The organism is Streptomyces sp. NPDC047982 (assembly GCF_043204165.1).
Taxonomy (GTDB): Bacteria; Actinomycetota; Actinomycetes; order Streptomycetales; family Streptomycetaceae; genus Streptomyces.
On record NZ_JBIDBS010000002.1, the window covers coordinates 1 to 15,506 of the forward strand.

Annotated in this window: 11 protein-coding genes and 2 pseudogenes; 8 read left to right on the forward strand and 5 right to left on the reverse strand. The window is 70.4% G+C overall.

Going from position 1 to position 15,506, the window contains the following annotated elements; all coding sequences use genetic code 11:
• Positions 1-339 (forward strand): zinc ribbon domain-containing protein (locus tag ACGF2V_RS02005; protein ID WP_392910425.1); only part of this gene is annotated, 339 nt, incomplete at its 5' end.
• A 19-nt stretch (positions 340-358) separates the two neighbouring features.
• Positions 359-1,630: pseudogene (locus ACGF2V_RS02010) on the forward strand (S28 family serine protease); the annotation flags it as partial.
• 131 nt (positions 1,631-1,761) lie between these two features.
• Here the strand turns inward: ACGF2V_RS02010 and ACGF2V_RS02015 are convergent.
• Complete coding sequence (locus tag ACGF2V_RS02015) at positions 1,762-3,660, reverse strand: glycoside hydrolase family 3 protein (RefSeq protein WP_362710211.1); 1,899 nt, start codon at positions 3,658-3,660, stop codon at positions 1,762-1,764.
• Between the two features lie 461 nt (positions 3,661-4,121).
• Here ACGF2V_RS02015 and ACGF2V_RS02020 point away from each other — a divergent pair.
• From ACGF2V_RS02020 to ACGF2V_RS02035, 4 genes and pseudogenes are all read left to right on the forward strand, one after another.
• A pseudogene (locus tag ACGF2V_RS02020) lies at positions 4,122-4,190 on the forward strand (zinc-ribbon domain-containing protein); the annotation flags it as partial.
• A gap of 147 nt (positions 4,191-4,337) precedes the next feature.
• The gene (locus ACGF2V_RS02025) at positions 4,338-4,736 is read left to right on the forward strand and encodes a hypothetical protein (protein ID WP_392910676.1); all 399 of its coding nucleotides are present in this window, start codon (positions 4,338-4,340) and stop codon (positions 4,734-4,736) included.
• A 14-nt stretch (positions 4,737-4,750) separates the two neighbouring features.
• Positions 4,751-7,867 (forward strand): helicase HerA domain-containing protein, encoded by a 3,117-nt coding sequence (locus ACGF2V_RS02030; protein ID WP_362710207.1) that lies wholly within the window; start codon positions 4,751-4,753, stop codon positions 7,865-7,867.
• Complete coding sequence (locus ACGF2V_RS02035) at positions 7,864-8,862, forward strand: hypothetical protein (protein WP_362710204.1); 999 nt, start codon at positions 7,864-7,866, stop codon at positions 8,860-8,862. Before ACGF2V_RS02030 ends, ACGF2V_RS02035 begins: the two co-directional genes overlap by 4 nt.
• Before the next feature lie 117 nt (positions 8,863-8,979).
• Here ACGF2V_RS02035 and ACGF2V_RS02040 read toward each other — a convergent pair whose 3' ends face one another.
• Positions 8,980-9,888 carry a LysR family transcriptional regulator gene (locus ACGF2V_RS02040; protein ID WP_362710219.1) on the reverse strand — a complete coding sequence of 303 codons (909 nt, stop codon included), beginning with the start codon at positions 9,886-9,888 and terminating at the stop codon, positions 8,980-8,982.
• Positions 9,889-10,047: 159 nt separating this feature from the next.
• On the opposite strand from ACGF2V_RS02040, the gene ACGF2V_RS02045 reads away from it, so the two are divergent.
• On the forward strand, positions 10,048-11,118 hold the full coding sequence (locus tag ACGF2V_RS02045; protein WP_362710201.1) for an EamA family transporter: 1,071 nt from the start codon (positions 10,048-10,050) through the stop codon (positions 11,116-11,118).
• A 143-nt stretch (positions 11,119-11,261) separates the two neighbouring features.
• A complete protein-coding gene (locus ACGF2V_RS02050) occupies positions 11,262-12,158 on the forward strand; it encodes a glycosyltransferase family 2 protein (RefSeq protein ID WP_362626896.1) in 897 nt (298 codons plus the stop codon).
• A gap of 23 nt (positions 12,159-12,181) precedes the next feature.
• Here the strand turns inward: ACGF2V_RS02050 and ACGF2V_RS02055 are convergent, their stop codons facing one another.
• The 3 genes from ACGF2V_RS02055 to ACGF2V_RS02065 are packed head-to-tail and all read right to left on the reverse strand — an operon-like array spanning position 12,182 to position 15,427.
• Positions 12,182-13,360: a DegT/DnrJ/EryC1/StrS family aminotransferase gene (locus ACGF2V_RS02055; protein WP_362626893.1), complete on the reverse strand. Its 1,179-nt coding sequence runs from the start codon at positions 13,358-13,360 to the stop codon at positions 12,182-12,184.
• Positions 13,357-14,412, reverse strand: coding sequence for an NAD(P)-dependent oxidoreductase (locus tag ACGF2V_RS02060; RefSeq protein ID WP_362710198.1), 1,056 nt, complete (start codon positions 14,410-14,412; stop codon positions 13,357-13,359). Before ACGF2V_RS02060 ends, ACGF2V_RS02055 begins: the two co-directional genes overlap by 4 nt.
• Before the next feature lie 22 nt (positions 14,413-14,434).
• Positions 14,435-15,427, reverse strand: coding sequence for an NAD-dependent epimerase/dehydratase family protein (locus ACGF2V_RS02065; RefSeq protein ID WP_362710195.1), 993 nt, complete (start codon positions 15,425-15,427; stop codon positions 14,435-14,437).
• Between the last annotated feature and the right edge of the window lie 79 nt (positions 15,428-15,506).

Below are 15,506 nucleotides of genomic sequence, written 5' to 3' on the forward strand. Positions count from 1 at the left end.
GGATGGTCCGCGTTTGTGATGATGCTGGAGTACAAGGCCGCGAAGTTCGGCCGCAGATTCCTCCGCATCGGACGGTTCGAGCCGACCTCCCAGGTGTGCTCGCAGTGCGGCGTCAAGGACGGCCCCAAGCCCCTTCACATTCGCGTGTGGGAGTGCGGGGCCTGCGGGGCCGTCCTCGATCGGGACATCAACGCGGCGGTCAACGTCGCCAAGGCGGCCGGACTGGCCGTGTCAGCCTGCGGAGCGCAGGTAAGACCGGGACTCGTCCCGGCGCAGCGCGGTGAAACAGGAACCCACCGAGACGGTCAGCCGACCGTGGTAGGAATCCCCGGGCTCTAGCCCGGGGAGCGGAAGTCAATTCGTCCTCGAATACACCCAGCCGGTCGACCACCGGCGCCCGTCCAAGGGCACGTTCCAGCAGCGTCTGACCCTGCTGCACAAGGACACGTCCCGTCCGACCGTCTTCTTCACCAGCGGCTACAACGTCTCGACGAACCCCAGCCGTTCCGAGCCGACCCGGATCATCGACGGCAACCAGGTCTCCCTGGAGTATCGATTCTTCACCCCGTCACGCCCGTCGCCCGCCGACTGGTCCAAGCTCGACGTCCGGCAGGCCGCCGACGACCAGCACCGCGTCTTCACCGCGCTCAAGCGGATCTACGCCAAGAACTGGCTGGCCACCGGCGGTTCGAAGGGCGGTATGACCGCCACGTACTACGAGCGCTTCCACCCGAGGGACATGGACGGCGTGGTCGCGTACGTCGCGCCCAACGACGTGGTGAACAAGGAGGATTCGGCCTACGACCGGTTCTTCGGACATGTCGGCACCAAGGAGTGCCGCGACCGGCTGAACGGGGTGCAGCGCGAGGCGCTGATCCGCCGCGGGCCCCTGGGCGAGAGGTTCCGGGAGTACGCCGAGGTGAACGGCTACACCTTCAGCACTCTCGGCTCGCTGGACCGGGCCTACGAGGCCGTCGTGATGGACTACGTCTGGGCGTTCTGGCAGTACAGCCTGCTGGCCGACTGCGACACCGTCCCGGCCGACGCCAAGTCCGCCGCCGACCAGGAGATCTGGGACTCGGTCGACTCGATCTCCGGCTTCTCCGCCTACACCGACCAGGGCCTGGAGCGGTACGTTCCGTACTACTACCAGGCGGGCACCCAGCTCGGCTCGCCCGACATCAAGCAGCCGTGGCTCGGGAAGCTGAGCCGGTACGGGTACCAGCCGCCGCGCAACTTCGTGCCGCGCGACATCCCGATGAAGTTCCAGCCGTCGGCGATGCGTGACGTCGACACCTGGGTGAAGCACCGCGCCAACCGCATGCTCTACGTCTACGGGGAGAACGACCCGTGGGGCTCCGAGCGCTTCCGGCTGGGCGCGGGCGCGCGGGACAGCTATGTCATGACCGTTCCCGGCGGCAACCACGGCGCCAACGTGGCCGGGCTTGAGGAGGCCGACCGGGCGAAGGCCACCGCGGCCGTCCTGCGCTGGGCGGGCGTCGCCCCGGCCGCCGTGCAGCAGGACCCGTCGCAGGCGAAGCCGCTCGCGAAGTTCGACGCGCGGCTCGACGTCCGGCAGGACGGCCGGGACGGCCGGGACGTGGTGAACGAGCACGGGGTGCGCCCGTAACCGGTTCGTGTGAGGGGAGGGACCGCGCGCGGCGCGCGGTCCCCCTCCCCTCGGGTCTTCCGGGGCCGGTGGGAGGGACGCGGGGTCCGGCCCCGCGCACCGCGCACCTCCCACCGGCAAGCGGCCGGGCGTCAGTACCGCAGCCCGTGTCCGACCGGGTACAGCACCCGCGCCGGATCGTCCGCGCGCTGCACCGGCACCGGCAGGGTGCCCCGCGGCCGGGCGTGGCCGGCGATGACCCGGGCGGCGGCGCGCAGTTCGACATCGGTCCAGGAGTACGTGGCCAGGCTCGCCGCGACCCCGGTGCCCGCCAGCTGCGCGATGTCGTACGGATTGCGGATCGCGACGGCGATCACCGGGATCCCGGTCGCCGCGAGGGCGCTCACCAGGGTGCGCTGGGAACTGGTCGCGGACACGTTGTACGTCCCCACGACCACCGCGTCCTTGCCCCGGGCGGCGGCCACCGCCTCGTCGATCTTCGTCCGGGTGGGTGCGGTGCCGGTGGACAACGCCGTTGCCGTGTGCCCGAGTTCGGTGAACGCGGCGGCGAGGGTGGTGGTCGGCGGCCCGGTGGTGCCGGACGGGGAGGCCGGGTCGGCACCGACCACGAGCAGGTTCTTGTGGGAGCGGCGGGAGAGTGGCAGCACGGCGCCGTCGTTGGCGAGCAGCGTGGTGGTGCGCTCGGCGATCCGGTCGGCGGCGGCGAGGTGGGCGCGCGTCCCGACGACCCGGTCCACGTCCTTGTGGCTGACGAACGGGTTGTTGAACAGGCCGAGTTTCGTCTTCAGCCGCAGGATCCGCAGGATCGATTCGTCGAGCCGGGTCTCGTCGAGTTCGCCGCTCGTCACGGCGGCCAGGACGGCGTTCCAGGCGACGGCGAGGTCCGGAGGGTTGAGCAGTTGGTCGACCCCCGCCTTCAGGGCGAGGACCGGTACGCGCTCGTCGCCGTACTTCGTCCGTACGCCCTCCATGCCGAGCGCGTCGGTCACCACGACACCGTCGTAGCCGAGTTCCTCGCGCAGGATGCCGGTGAGGATCGGGCGGGACAGGGTGGCCGGGTCCTCGGACGGGTCCAGTGCCGGGACCACGATGTGGGCGGTCATGATCGAGTCGATGTCCGCGGCGATCGCGGCCCGGAACGGCGGCGCGTCCAGCTCCGCCCACTCCTCACGGGTGTGGGTGATGACCGGCAGGCCGGTGTGGCTGTCGGTGCTGGTGTCGCCGTGGCCCGGGAAGTGCTTGGCCGTCGCGGCTACACCGCCGCTCTGATACCCCTTCACCTGCGCGGCGACCATCCCGGCGACGGACTGCGGGTCGGAGCCGAAGGAGCGCACGCCGATCACCGGGTTGGCCGGGTCGACGTTGACGTCGGCGTCCGGCGCGTAGTTCTGGTTGATGCCGAGCGCGGCCAGTTCGGCGCCCGCGATCTGCCCGGCCCGGCGGGCGTCGGAGCGCGATCCGCCCGCGCCCAGCGCCATCGCGCCAGGCAGCAGGGTGGCGGGCTCGCCGACCCGGCACACGATGCCGTGTTCCTGGTCGGTGGCGATGACGAGCGGCAGGGGAGTGGGCTCGGCGAGCCCGGCACGCTGGATGCCGTTGGAGAGGTCGGCGATCTGGTGCGGGTCGCGGGTGTTGTGGGCCCAGGCGAAGTAGATGATGCCGCCGACGTGGTACTTGGCGATCAGCTCGGCGGCGGTGCGGACCCCGATCTCGGCCAGGTTGGCGTCGATGTCGGCCTGGTCGGGCGCGGTGGCGGAGTGCCCGTAGACCCGCATCACGAAGAGCTGCCCGACCTTCTCCTCCAGGCTCATGCGGGAGATGAGCCGCTTGAGGCGCCTGGTGGTGGCGGCCGACCTGTGGTGCCCGGCGGCGAGCCCGCCGCGCGTGGCCGTGGCCCTCTGGGCGGCCACGGCGGGCGAGATCCCGGGGGAGGCCGCGGCGCCGGGGGCGGCGGCCCCGCCCGTGACGGCGACCGCGGCGGTGGCGGCGGTGGCGGTGAGAAGCGTGCGTCTGGAGGTGCGGTGGGGCACGTGAGCTCCTTCGGCCTTGCTCGGAGATCGGGTACGAGACGGTGAAAGAAACTTCCAATGAGCACGGATATCCAGAAAATAACTTCCGGTCAAGGGTCCGGTCCGAGACAGGCGGTGACACGTGGAGGTGTGGGCGGAAATGCGCAGCGCCGGTGCCGTCGCACGGCAAGGTGCCGATGGGCCCGGACTCCTTGCCGACCGACCGGTCGGCCCCGGGCCTGCCGAACGCGTTCGGCCTCGAACCGGTTCGGCGCGCGACCCGGCTCCACACGGGTGACAATGGTCGTGTCATCGAGAACCGCGGGAGCGACGTGTGGTCGGCGGCCGATCGATGCAACCGATGTGACCGCGCCGCGCCCTCAACCAGATGCACTGCTGAGCCGGATGCACTGCTGAGCGGACACTGAGCCAGATGCACGTGCTGAGCGAACACACCACCGAGCAACGACCGGGGTGATCCCGTGACTTCGTGCCCACACTGCGGTGCCGAGGTGCCGACGGGCGCCCGGACATGCGGGCGCTGCGGCCGACCCCAGAACGATCGGTCCGACGAGAACTCAAGCTACCGCGACGGCAGTTGGAGCCCTCGCCCGGACGGTCCGCCGCTCTCGCCGGACGGCCGCTCCGGCGACCGTTGGGGCGGTGGTCCGGGCAGCGAGGCGCCGAGGCGGCGCGGTGTGCCGGAGCCACCACCTCCCGCCGGCCTCGTGCGCGTCGTCGAAGGACAGGTGCACGGCGTCCAGCTCCGGACCGAGCAGCAGAGGGACGCCTCCGAGGCGGTGTGGACCTTCCGCATCGAGCGTTACGACGATTCCGGGAACCGCGTCCAGCTCATTCCGGCGGAGATGCGCGGATACCGGGTGGAAGGCTCCATCAGCGACGGCGACTGGGTGCGAGGGACCGGCACGATGAAATCCGGGACATTCCGCATGAGCGAGGTGGAGAATCTCACGACCGGGGCGAGAGTCCGCGCCAAGGGCATTCCCCGGATCGCTCTGGTCCTCTTCATCATCTTCTTCGTGGCCATTCTCGCATTCATCCTCTGGGGATTCGTCCAGACATTCAGCGGCGGCTGAGCGAGGAGCCCGCGATGCCCGTCGAAAGCCTCACCGCACAGGACGTGGACTACATCCAGCGGACGGGATTCCGGCCACCACCCCTGAGCGGTGGGACGGGCCTCACCGAAGCGCCGTTCGAGTTGCGCGCGCTGATGCACGTCGACGGCATCGGGCGGACCGACAAGTCCCGGCCGTCCGCGGGTGACGAGCAGCGCTGCCCCGTCACCCGCGACCTCCTGGTCGGGCTCTCCCACTACAAAGTGCCGCTCGGCTTTCTCGTCGGCGCGGAACCGGGGCGGGCCGGGCTCCGCATCGGGACCTGGCTGCCGGCCCACGGGACGCCGGAGTCGGTCGAGGCGAACGAGCGCCTCATCGAGATCGGTCTGCAGACCCTGTACTCGACCGTCGACATCAGCCCGGACGAGGCGACCGGCGGCGACTGGGAACTCGGCGGCCTGGCACTGGGCGTCCCGGCCTTCAAACCCCCGGAGGCGTTCGACGGCCTCCTCCCCTTCGACCGGCTGCTCCGCTCGCTGGCGGGCCTGAGATGGGCGGCGCTCGTCCTCGCACAGCCGGTGGGCGAGGCCCTCGTACGCGACCTGCGCCTGCAACTCATCAACGAGAGACGGTCGGTGCAGACCGCGTCCAAGCTCGGGGGCGTCCCGAGCCCGCTCGCCGACACGTACGACGAACTGCTGAGGCTGCGGCTCGACGACCTCACCGAGGCCCAGAACACCGGCGGTTGGCGTACCGCCGTGTACCTCCTGGGAGACGCGCGGAGCTACTATCCGCTCGCCGGCATGTGGCGCGGGATCTTCTCGGCCGAACAGTCGCTGTCGGAGCCGGTACGCGTATGGGACCGGGAGGACGTGCCGGAGCTGGCCGCGCGGTGGGCGCTGCCCGATCCCGTGCCGGACGAGTCCCCCGGTCACTACCGCCACCCGTTCCAGCACCAGACACTGCTCACCTCCGCCCAGCTCGCCGCCTACGTACACCTTCCCGGCACGGAGACCAACGGCTTCGCGGTGACCCGGGTGCCGGAGTTCGACACCGTGCCGCCGCCCGCCGTCGGCGGGGCACTCGGCCTCGGAACCCTGGTGGAGCATCAGCGGGTGACCACCACGTCCTACGGGGTGCGTCCCGACCGGCTGACCCGTCACGCGTTCGTCACCGGGGTCACGGGCTCGGGCAAGACCAACACCGTGTTCCACCTGATGCGACAGGCCGCGAGCGGCGGTGTGCCGTTCCTCGTCGTCGAGCCCGCCAAGACGGAGTACCGGTCTCTGCTGCGCGACGAGAAACTCCGCGACGAGCTGCAGATCTTCACGCTCGGCGACGAGACGGTCTCGCCGTTCAGGCTCAATCCCTTCGAGGTCCCCGAGGGGACCTCGGCCGCCGTCCACCTCGACCTGCTGCGTTCCGTGTTCAACGCGAGCTTCGGCATGTGGACGCCCCTGCCCCAGGTGCTGGAGGTCTGCCTGCACGAGGTCTACACCGCGCGCGGATGGGAAGTGACCTACGGCACCAACCGGCGGCTGGACGGCGACTTCGAGCGCGCCGCGGCGTTTCCCACGCTCGCGGACCTCGTGTCCAAGGTCGAGCAGGTCGTGCCGCGCCTCGGTTACGACTCCGAAGTCACCGGGAACATCCTGGCGGCGCTGCGCACCCGGCTCAACAGCCTTCGCACGGGCGGCAAGGGGCGCATGCTCGATGTCCGCCGCTCGCTGCCCATCGAGCTGCTGCTCGGCCGTCCCACCGTTCTCGAACTGGAGGGCATGGGGGACGACGACGACAAGGCGTTCATGATGGGGCTGCTGATGATCCGGCTGGCCGAACACCGGCGGTTCCAGGGGGACACGGAGCAACTGCGCCACCTCCTCGTCGTCGAGGAGGCGCACCGACTGCTCGCCAACACGACGGGCAGGGCAGTCGTGGAGGGGCAGGCCGACGCACGGGGCAAGGCGGTCGAGACCTTCACCCAACTCCTGTCGGAGGTTCGCGCCTACGGGCAGGGCATCGTCGTCGTCGACCAGGTTCCGACGAAGCTCGCGCCCGAGGTGCTGAAGAACACCGGCCTCAAGGTGGCCCACCGGGTGGTTGCCGGGGACGACCGGGACGTACTGGGATCGACGATGCTGACGACCCAGGCCCAGAACGTCGCTCTCGCCACTTTGCCGGTCGGGCGGGCCGCGGTGTTCACGGACGGGGAGGACGCGCCGTTGCTGGTGCAGGTGCCGCCCTCCAAAGGGGGCGCGGGCTCCTGGCCCACGGCCGGTGAGGTTCGGGACCGCATGGCCTCGCGCGTGGCCGGGCTGACCCCGTCCGCCGAGTGCGACCAGCGGTGCCTGGCCGTCCCGGGCGCCTGTGACGCGGCGCGTTCCCTGGTCCGGGAACGCAGGGTGATGCGCGTGTTCGCGCGGGTCGTCGACTCGGCGGTGCAGACACCTGGCGCACTGGACCGCTGCTGGCCCGATGTCGTCGCCACGGTGGAGTCCCGGCGGCCCGCGGGGGTCGAGCGGCCGGCGCTGCTGGGGCGCCTGGCGCGTCATGGCTCCCGGCTCCTCGCCGACACGCGCGGTGCGCGGGCCGACTGGTCGTACGCTCAGGTCGCGGCCGTGGCCGGGGCGATCGAGAACGCGCTGGGCGCGCACGTGGAGGGCCGTGACGCGGCGGGCGCCGTCGCGGAGCTGAGACGGCTGCTGATCGCCCTGCTGGGCGATCGCTACGGGCCCTTCCCGTCCTGCGCCCGCATCTGGGAGGACCGGCAGGGGCCGTGCCTGTGCGCCGCTCCCGTCGGCGAACTGGTGGCGGGCGGTGGCTTCGCGAAGGCGTGGGCGAGGGCGCGCGACGCCGACCGCGCCTCGCGCGAAGGAGGACGCCGCGCGCTCTGGGAGGTCTGCCAGGACGCGGCGTACCAGCTCGTCGAATTCCCCGGTGAGGGGCAGGACGCCGAACTGGCGGCGCGGCTGCGGGACGTCGCCGGCTGCATCGCTCTGTGCTTCGGGCAGCAGATGCTGGCCGCCGAGGAGTGGGCGCACCCGGTCGTCGAACGGAGAGCCATGACGGACCTGCTCGCTCGTGCGGGCAGGGGCGCCGGGGCGCGGGCGGGAGCGGGGACACGGGCGGAGACAGAGGCGGAGGAACCGTGAACATCAGCGGCTCGTCGGGCGCCTCCGGCGACACGTACACGAGGAGCGAGCACGAATACCGCACGCCGCAGGCCCCCCAGGACCGGCACGTCGATACGCAGACGGTGCACAGGGACGGGAACGGCCAGGTGGTCGACACCACGAGCGAACGGCGGACGATCCACCAGGACGGGTCCGAGGAAGCCCACAAGGAGCGCACGGACGCGCAGGGACGGGTCACCCACAGCGGCGACGAGACCAAGGGCCGGGACTCGGAGGGACAGAAGACGACCGACCGGACCGAGCATGCCCACGACCCGCAGACCGGGGCCACCAGGGACCGGGCGGAGCACACCGTCGAGCGCCGCGACGGGACGACGGAGAAGCAGTGGCAGGAAAGGAACGACGACGGCAGCGGAAACATCGAGGAGTCCCACGGCGCCACCGTGAAGGACAAGGACGGGAACGAAAGCTCGTCGACATCCACGACGTCCGCGAACGGCGACACCACCATCACGACGACGACCACGGACAAGGAAGGCAACGGCACCGTGCACACGACGGTGATCGACGGGAACGGGAACGTGCTGTCCGACACCACCGAACCCGTCTCGGAGAACAGCGACGGCACGGACGACAGCGCTGACGACAGCACGGACGCGGGTGGGGACGACAGCCCGGACCTGGTCGCGGGCGGGGACGACGGCACGGGCGACGACGGCCCTGACGGCGACGACAGCCCCGACCTGGTCGCGGGCGGGGACGACGGGCGCGGTGACCTCGCCTCCGGGGACTTCGGCGACCGGGACTACTTCGACCCGGGGGACGGTCGGCAGGACGGCTTCGAAGGCAGCGAGAACGCCGAGAGCGGCTCCTACGGCGGCGAGAGCGGTGGTGACAGCGGCGGGCGGGACTTCGGAGGCGGCGAAGGCGGGGAAGGCGACGGTGAGGGAGGCGGCGGTGGCGACAGCGGGGGCGACAACGCGCGATCCACGTCCACCGGCTTCCGGGGCTGAGCGACCCGGCGCCTCATGCCGGGGCGGGTGCCGCCGTGCTCCGCGGTCAGGTGCCCCACCCCGCGTCCTCCGCCTCACGCCCTCCGCCCTCCGCCTCACGCCGTCCGCCCCTCCGCCTCACGCCAGGCCGAGCGTGGTGGCGTGCGCCTGCAGCGCGGACACCGCCGCGGTGATCGCGGGCCGCCGGGCGGCCTCCGCACGCCACAGTGCGTACAGCCGCCGTACCGGCACGGGATCCAGCGGCACGGCCACCACCTTCGGCGGCAGCGGTCCCCGCCCCAGGCGCGGGATCACCGCCACCCCGAGACCGGCGGCGAGCAGGGCGAGCTGGGTGTGGTTCTCCTCCGCCTGGTGCCGGATGTCGGGCTCGTAACCCGCCGCGCGCAGCGTCCGCACGAGCCAGTCGTGGCAGACCCTCCCCGGCGGCTGGCAGATCCACCGCTCCTTCGCCAGCTCCTCGCGCCGCACCGCGTCCCGCCCCGCGAGCCGGTGGCCCTCGGGCACCAGCAGATCGCACCGGTCGTCGCCGATCGGCGCCTGCGTCACGCCCTCCGGGGCGGGCAGCGGGGCGATGTCCCAGTCGTGCGCGACCGCCAGATCGATCACGCCCTTGGCCACCAGGTCGACCGAGAGGTGCGGATCGACCTCGGTCAGCCGGACCTCCAGCGCCGGATGGTCCCGCTCCAGCCCGGCCAGCACACCGGGCAGCAGCCCGCGCGCCGCCGACGCGAACGCGCCGATCGACAGCCGTCCCGTCGGCAGCCCCCGGCGCTCCTCCAGCGTGGTCTCCGCCTGTTCCACGATCGCCAGCAGCCGCTGGGCCGTCGCGGCGAGGTGGAGCGCCTCCTCGGTCAGCGCGACGCCGCGCCCGCGGCGTTCGAGGAGGGTCGTACGGGTCTCCCGCTCCAGCTTGGTGATCTGCTGCGAGACCGCGGACGGGGTGTATCCGAGCGCGGCGGCGGCGCCCGCGACGGAGCCGTGGACGCAGACCGCGTGCAGTGCGCGCAGCCGGGACAGATCGAGCACCGCGGCCTTCCGGGGGTTGGTTCTCGCCGATTCATCGGTGTGGGTCTGATCGGTACCGCGTTCGACGATGGTCGGTACCGCATTCATTAGCGTTGCTCAATTCCACCATGAAGGAATCGGCGCTGGTGCTCCATGGCCGGCGCGGGTGATCCTCGGCGCATGCGTCCCCTCCACATAGCCCTGGCGGCCCTGGTCGCCGCCGTCTGGGGTGTGAACTTCGTGGTCATCGAAGTCGGCCTCGGGCACTTCCCGCCGCTGCTGTTCTCCGCCCTGCGTTTCCTGGTCGCCGCGCTGCCCGCGGTCTTCTTCGTCGGCCGGCCCAAGGTCGCCTGGAAGTGGATCGTGGGCGTGGGCCTGGTCCTCGGCGTGGCCAAGTTCGGGCTCCTCTTCATCGGCATGGACCGCGGCATGCCCGCCGGTCTCTCCTCGCTCGTGCTCCAGGTCCAGGCGGTGTTCACGGCCCTCTTCGCAGCGCTCGCGCTTGGCGAACGACCGGGCAGAACACGGGTGTTGGGTATGGGAGTGGCGCTTGCGGGCATCGGGGTGGCGGCGGTCGACGAGGGAACGGGCGGGCCGGTGCTCGCCTTCGTCCTGGTGATCGCGGCGGCTGCCTGCTGGGGCGTGTCCAACGTGCTGACCCGCAAGGCCGCCCCGCCCGACTCCCTCAACTTCATGGTCTGGGTCTCCACCGTGCCGGTGCTGCCGCTGCTCGGCCTCTCCCTCGTCTTCGAGGGCTGGGACCGCGACGCCGCCGCGCTGGCCGCTCTCGACTGGAGCGGAGTCGGAATCATCGTCTACGTCGCCTGGATCACCACCGTCTTCGGCTTCGGCGCCTGGGGCTACCTGCTGCGCCAGCACCCGGCGTCGTCGGTGGCCCCGTTCACCCTGCTGGTGCCCGTCTTCGGGATGTCCTCGGCCGCACTGCTGCTGGGCGAGTCGGTGAGCCCGCTGCGGTGGTGCGCGGCGGCGCTGCTGGTGGGCGGAGTGGCCCTCACCTCGCTCGCCGGGACGCGGCGGGGGCGTGCGGGGGTGCCGGAGCCCGAGCCGAGGTCGGCTCCGGCGCCGGAGCAGGAGCTGACGGCGGCGGTTCCAGGGGTGGCGGATGCGCACGGTGTCGGTCGAGATCGTGCGCTCGACCGGGTCGCCGACGGCCCCGGACGTCAGCCCGTCGGCCTCGGTCGCCGTGGTCCAAGGCCACAGCTCGGTGCCGACGACTCCACCGTGCGTTAGTTGGGATCCACCCCCGCACCGCACGTGCAACGTCCGGCGCTGCGCCGTTCGTGTCGGCCCCTTGTCAGGGTGAACGGGGCCCAGCGAGGTGAGCGGGGCTGATCGGAGCATTCGACGATCACCGCGCCATTAAGCTCGGCGTCATGCCCAAGAAGCCACCCGTTCCCTCCGCTCCGATGCTCGGCAACGTGATTCTTACGATGGGTGATCGCCCCGCCGAGGTGGCTGCTCTTCTGGATTCGGTGGAGAAGCAGGACGGAGGGCCGGTGCCCACCGTCGTCATCGGGCAGGGTGCGCCCTTGCCGCCGATGCCGGACTGGGTGGATGCCGTCGAGCTCACGGAGAACCTCGGCATTCCGGGGGGCCGCAACGTGGGCGTGCGCCGTCTCCGGGAGCGGGGTGACATCGACGTGGTGGTGGTCCTGGACGACGACGGCTTGCTCCCGCGCCAGGACACGATGCGGCTCATCCGCGAGGCATTCGCAGCCTCGCCCCGGCTCGGTGTGGTGGGCTTCCGTATCGAGGACGAGGAAGGACTGACCCAGCGGCGCCACGTACCGCGCCTGCGTGCCTCGGATCCCATGCGCTCGTCGAAGGTGACCACCTTCCTCGGCGGCGGCCACGCCATCCGCATGGACGTGATCGACGAGGTGGGCGACTTTCCCGCGCCGTTCTTCTACGCGCACGAGGAAACCGACTTCGCCTGGCGTGCCCTGGACGCCGACTGGGACATCGAATACCGGGCCGACATGGTTCTCCGGCACCCCCGGACCTCCCCGGCCCGGCACGCGGCCTACTACCGGAACGTGGCACGCAACCGGGTGTGGTTGGCCCGCCGACACCTTCCCGCTGTTCTGGCCCCGGTCTATCTGGGGGTCTGGGCGCTCCTCACCGTGGTGCGCCGCCCCCCGCTGTCCGGGCTTCGCGCGTGGTGGGGCGGGTTCTTCGAAGGCGTACGGACGCCGTGCCCGCCCCGGAAGCCGATTCGCTGGCGTACGGTCTGGCGGATGGCACGCTTGGGCCGCCCACCGGTCATCTGACCGGCTAGACGACCCAGCGCCGTTCAGCTCAGAACGGTGTGCAGCGCGCGCACGACCCTCATGACATCGTCATCCGTCATCGCCGGGTAGCAGGGCAACGACAGTTGCTGACCGGCCACCCGCTCGGTGACCCGGAGAGGGTGCTTCTGCCGACCGCCGCGCAGACAGCTGCGCGGATGGTTGAGGTCGTACGCGGCGAGTGCGTGGACCGGCTTGAAGTGACAGCTCGTGCCGATCACGTGGTCGACGAGCAGCCGCCCGGCCACCATGTCGCGGGTCGCGCCGCGGGGCTCGGGATCGATCAGGACGGAGTAGAGGAACCAGCCGTGCTGGACCCCGTCGAGCACGGTGGGCAGGACCAGTCCGGGCAGGCCCGCGAGCTCGCTGCTGTACGCCTCGGCGATCTCCTGGCGACGTGCCGTGAACGCCAATAGTTTCCGGAACTGCTGAAGACCGACGGCCGCGGTGATGTCGGACATGACGTACTTCAGGCCCGGTGCGACGACTTCGTAGTCCGCGGTGTTCTGGCGGCCGTGGCGCTGCCATACGGACGAGTCGATGCCGTGCCGCCCGAGCAGCCGAGCTCGTTCGACGAGAGAAGCACGGCCCAGAAGCATGCCGCCTTCTCCGCTGGTGATGACCTTGTTCGCGTAGAACGACAGGGCCGTGAGGTCGCCGACACTGCCGGCCTGGTAACCGTCGCGGCTTGCCTGAAGTGCGTGGGCGGCGTCCTCGACAAGAAGCAGACCGTGTTCGTCGGCCAGCTTCCGGAACGCGGCCAGGTCGCACGGATGGCCTCCGTAGTGCATCACCACGATGGCCTTGGTATCGCCCGTGATCGCGGCTTCGGTGGCGGCCGGATCGATGTTGTACGTGTCAGGATCCACGTCGACGAAGACGGGGTCGGCTCCGGTTTGGAAGATCGCGTTGGGTGCGGCGCAGAACGTCAAGCTTGGAGTGATCACTTGGTCCCCGGGGCCGATACCTGCGGACAGCAGGCCCAGGTGCAGGGCGGCGGTGCAGGAGGACACGGCGAAGCTGTCCTCCTGGCCCAGTGCCTGGCGCACTTCGTATTCGAACTGGGTGGCCTTCGGCCCGTGGGTCAGCCACCCCGAGCGGAGGGTGTCGGTGACCTCGGCGATCTCCTCGTCTCCGATGGACGGCCTGTTCCAAGGGAGGAAGACCTCGGAGCGGGCGTTCATCGTCCTTCTCCGAAGGCTGCCAGGTACTCGGCATGGAGGCGCTCGCAGTCCGGGGAGCCGAGTACGGCGACCCTGTCGCCGGCGATGGCGAGGCGCAGACCAGCATGGTTGTCGTACTGCGAGTCCTGCGGGTTCTTGGCGATGCCAGCGGCGACGGCCTCGACGATCTCCTCCACCCCCTGTTTCAGGGTGGTGGAGCAGGCTCCAGGCATCGCTTCCCGCAGGCGCGCGAACGACACCCGGTAGTCCCGCGCGTCGGTCTCGTCGAGTTCGGGGCCATGATCGATCCAAGCTCGGGGGACGACGCTCGCGACGATCCTGGCGATGTCGCCGATCGTGTGGTTCTCCAGGTCGCTACCGACGTTCCAGACATGATCGCCGGACATGGTCAGGGCCTGAGCCAGGACATGCACGACATCATTGATGTGCACGAGGGGGCGGCGCTGGCCTCCACCGTTGAGACGAATACGACCGTCGGCAACCGCATGCGACGCCATGCGGTTGACCACGGAGTCCAGGCGCTGCCGCGGGGACAGACTGTGGACGGTGGCCAGCCGCAGGATCGTAGTGGGAATGCCGCCCAGAACCGCGGGCAGGCGCTCTTCCGTCAGGACCTTGGTCCGGGCGTAGATGCCCAACGGGTTCGTCGGTGTGTCCTCGTCGACAGTGCCCTCGTGGCGGCCGTAGACGCTGCATGACGAAAAGAAGACGAACCTGCCGACGCCTTCCTGTGCGGCGGCTTCGGCAGCAAGTACCGGGGCCACGTAGTTGAGTTCGACCGCGAGCCGTTCAGCGACCGCGCAGGCGGGCTCACCGACGAGCCCACCGAGATGCACGACCACGTCCGCACCGGCCGAGACGCCCCGGAGAACGACAGTGTCGCGCAGATCGCCGTGAACGAACTTCGCCGTGGCAGGCAGGATCTTGGTGGGGTCGTCGTCGCGGTTGTAGATCAAGCCGTCGACCACGGTGACATCGTGGCCCTGGCGTACAAGGAGGTCAGCGGCCACGGAGCCGATGTACCCGGCTCCGCCCAGCAGGACAACACGCACGGTGCGCTCTCTTTCGATGAGATCAGACGGCGAGGGCGGAAGAAGACGGGGCCATCCAGTTGGGGACGACGTCCGGGTTGGACTTGAGCCAGGTGACATAGCGGTCGATGCCCGCTTCGAGCGTGATGGTCGGCTTCCAGCCGAGAAGCTCCCGGGACCGGCGAGTGTCCGCATACCCGCCGAGGGGATCTCCTCCCGGCAGGGGCGCATCGATCAGCTCGGCCTCCGGGTAGTGGCGGGCGATCACCCCGGCGATCTCGCGGACCGACGTCCCCCGGCCGCTGCCGACATTGATGGTCTGATCTGCGGCACCGTCAGCGATGAGCGCCAGTACCGTGGCGCGGGCGATGTCGTCGACGTGCACCATGTCCCGGACCTGTCGGCCTCCGCCGTTCAGGCGCATGGGCAAGCCGAGCTGGGCCGACATCGAAAGCCACGGCACCATCCACGAATGTGATCCGGGCTTCGGCACCTGAGGTTCGCCGTAAACGGAGAAGTACCGCAGCACGGAGTACTGCTGGCCTTCCGACCCACCGAGCATCAGCCGGACCTGATGTTCGCCCCACAGCTTGGTATTGGCGTAGACGGAGATCGGTACCAGCGGCTGGCTCTCGGTGAACTCCTGCACGTCGTCGCCGCCATTGCCGTAGACGGACGCCGAGGACACGAACACCAATCGCTTCACAGGTGACCGAAGTGTTTCCTGCAGTACGGTCTGCGTGCCCTGAAGGTTCGCCGCGAAGGCGACCTCGGGCTTGCGGGTGCACGCGGCAACATCTGCGTACGCCGCAGCGTGAATCACGTAGTCGGCCTGCTGAATCAGCCAACGGACGGTCGCAGCCTCGCGTACGTCCCCCAGGACCACTTCGGCGGCGTTCGCATCGATGTCGAAGAGCCTGCGGACCGGATGAGGGTAGGCGTCGAGCCGGTCCAGGACACGTGCTTGGGCTCCGTTCGCCTTCAGCAGTGCCACGATGCGGCTGCCGACGAGGCCACCGCCCCCTGTGACGAGCACTCGGGCTCCGCCAAGCTCCCGTAAGCGAGAGTCTTGCATGGTCGCTACCTTTCTGATCATTTTGGATGAGCAGGGAATC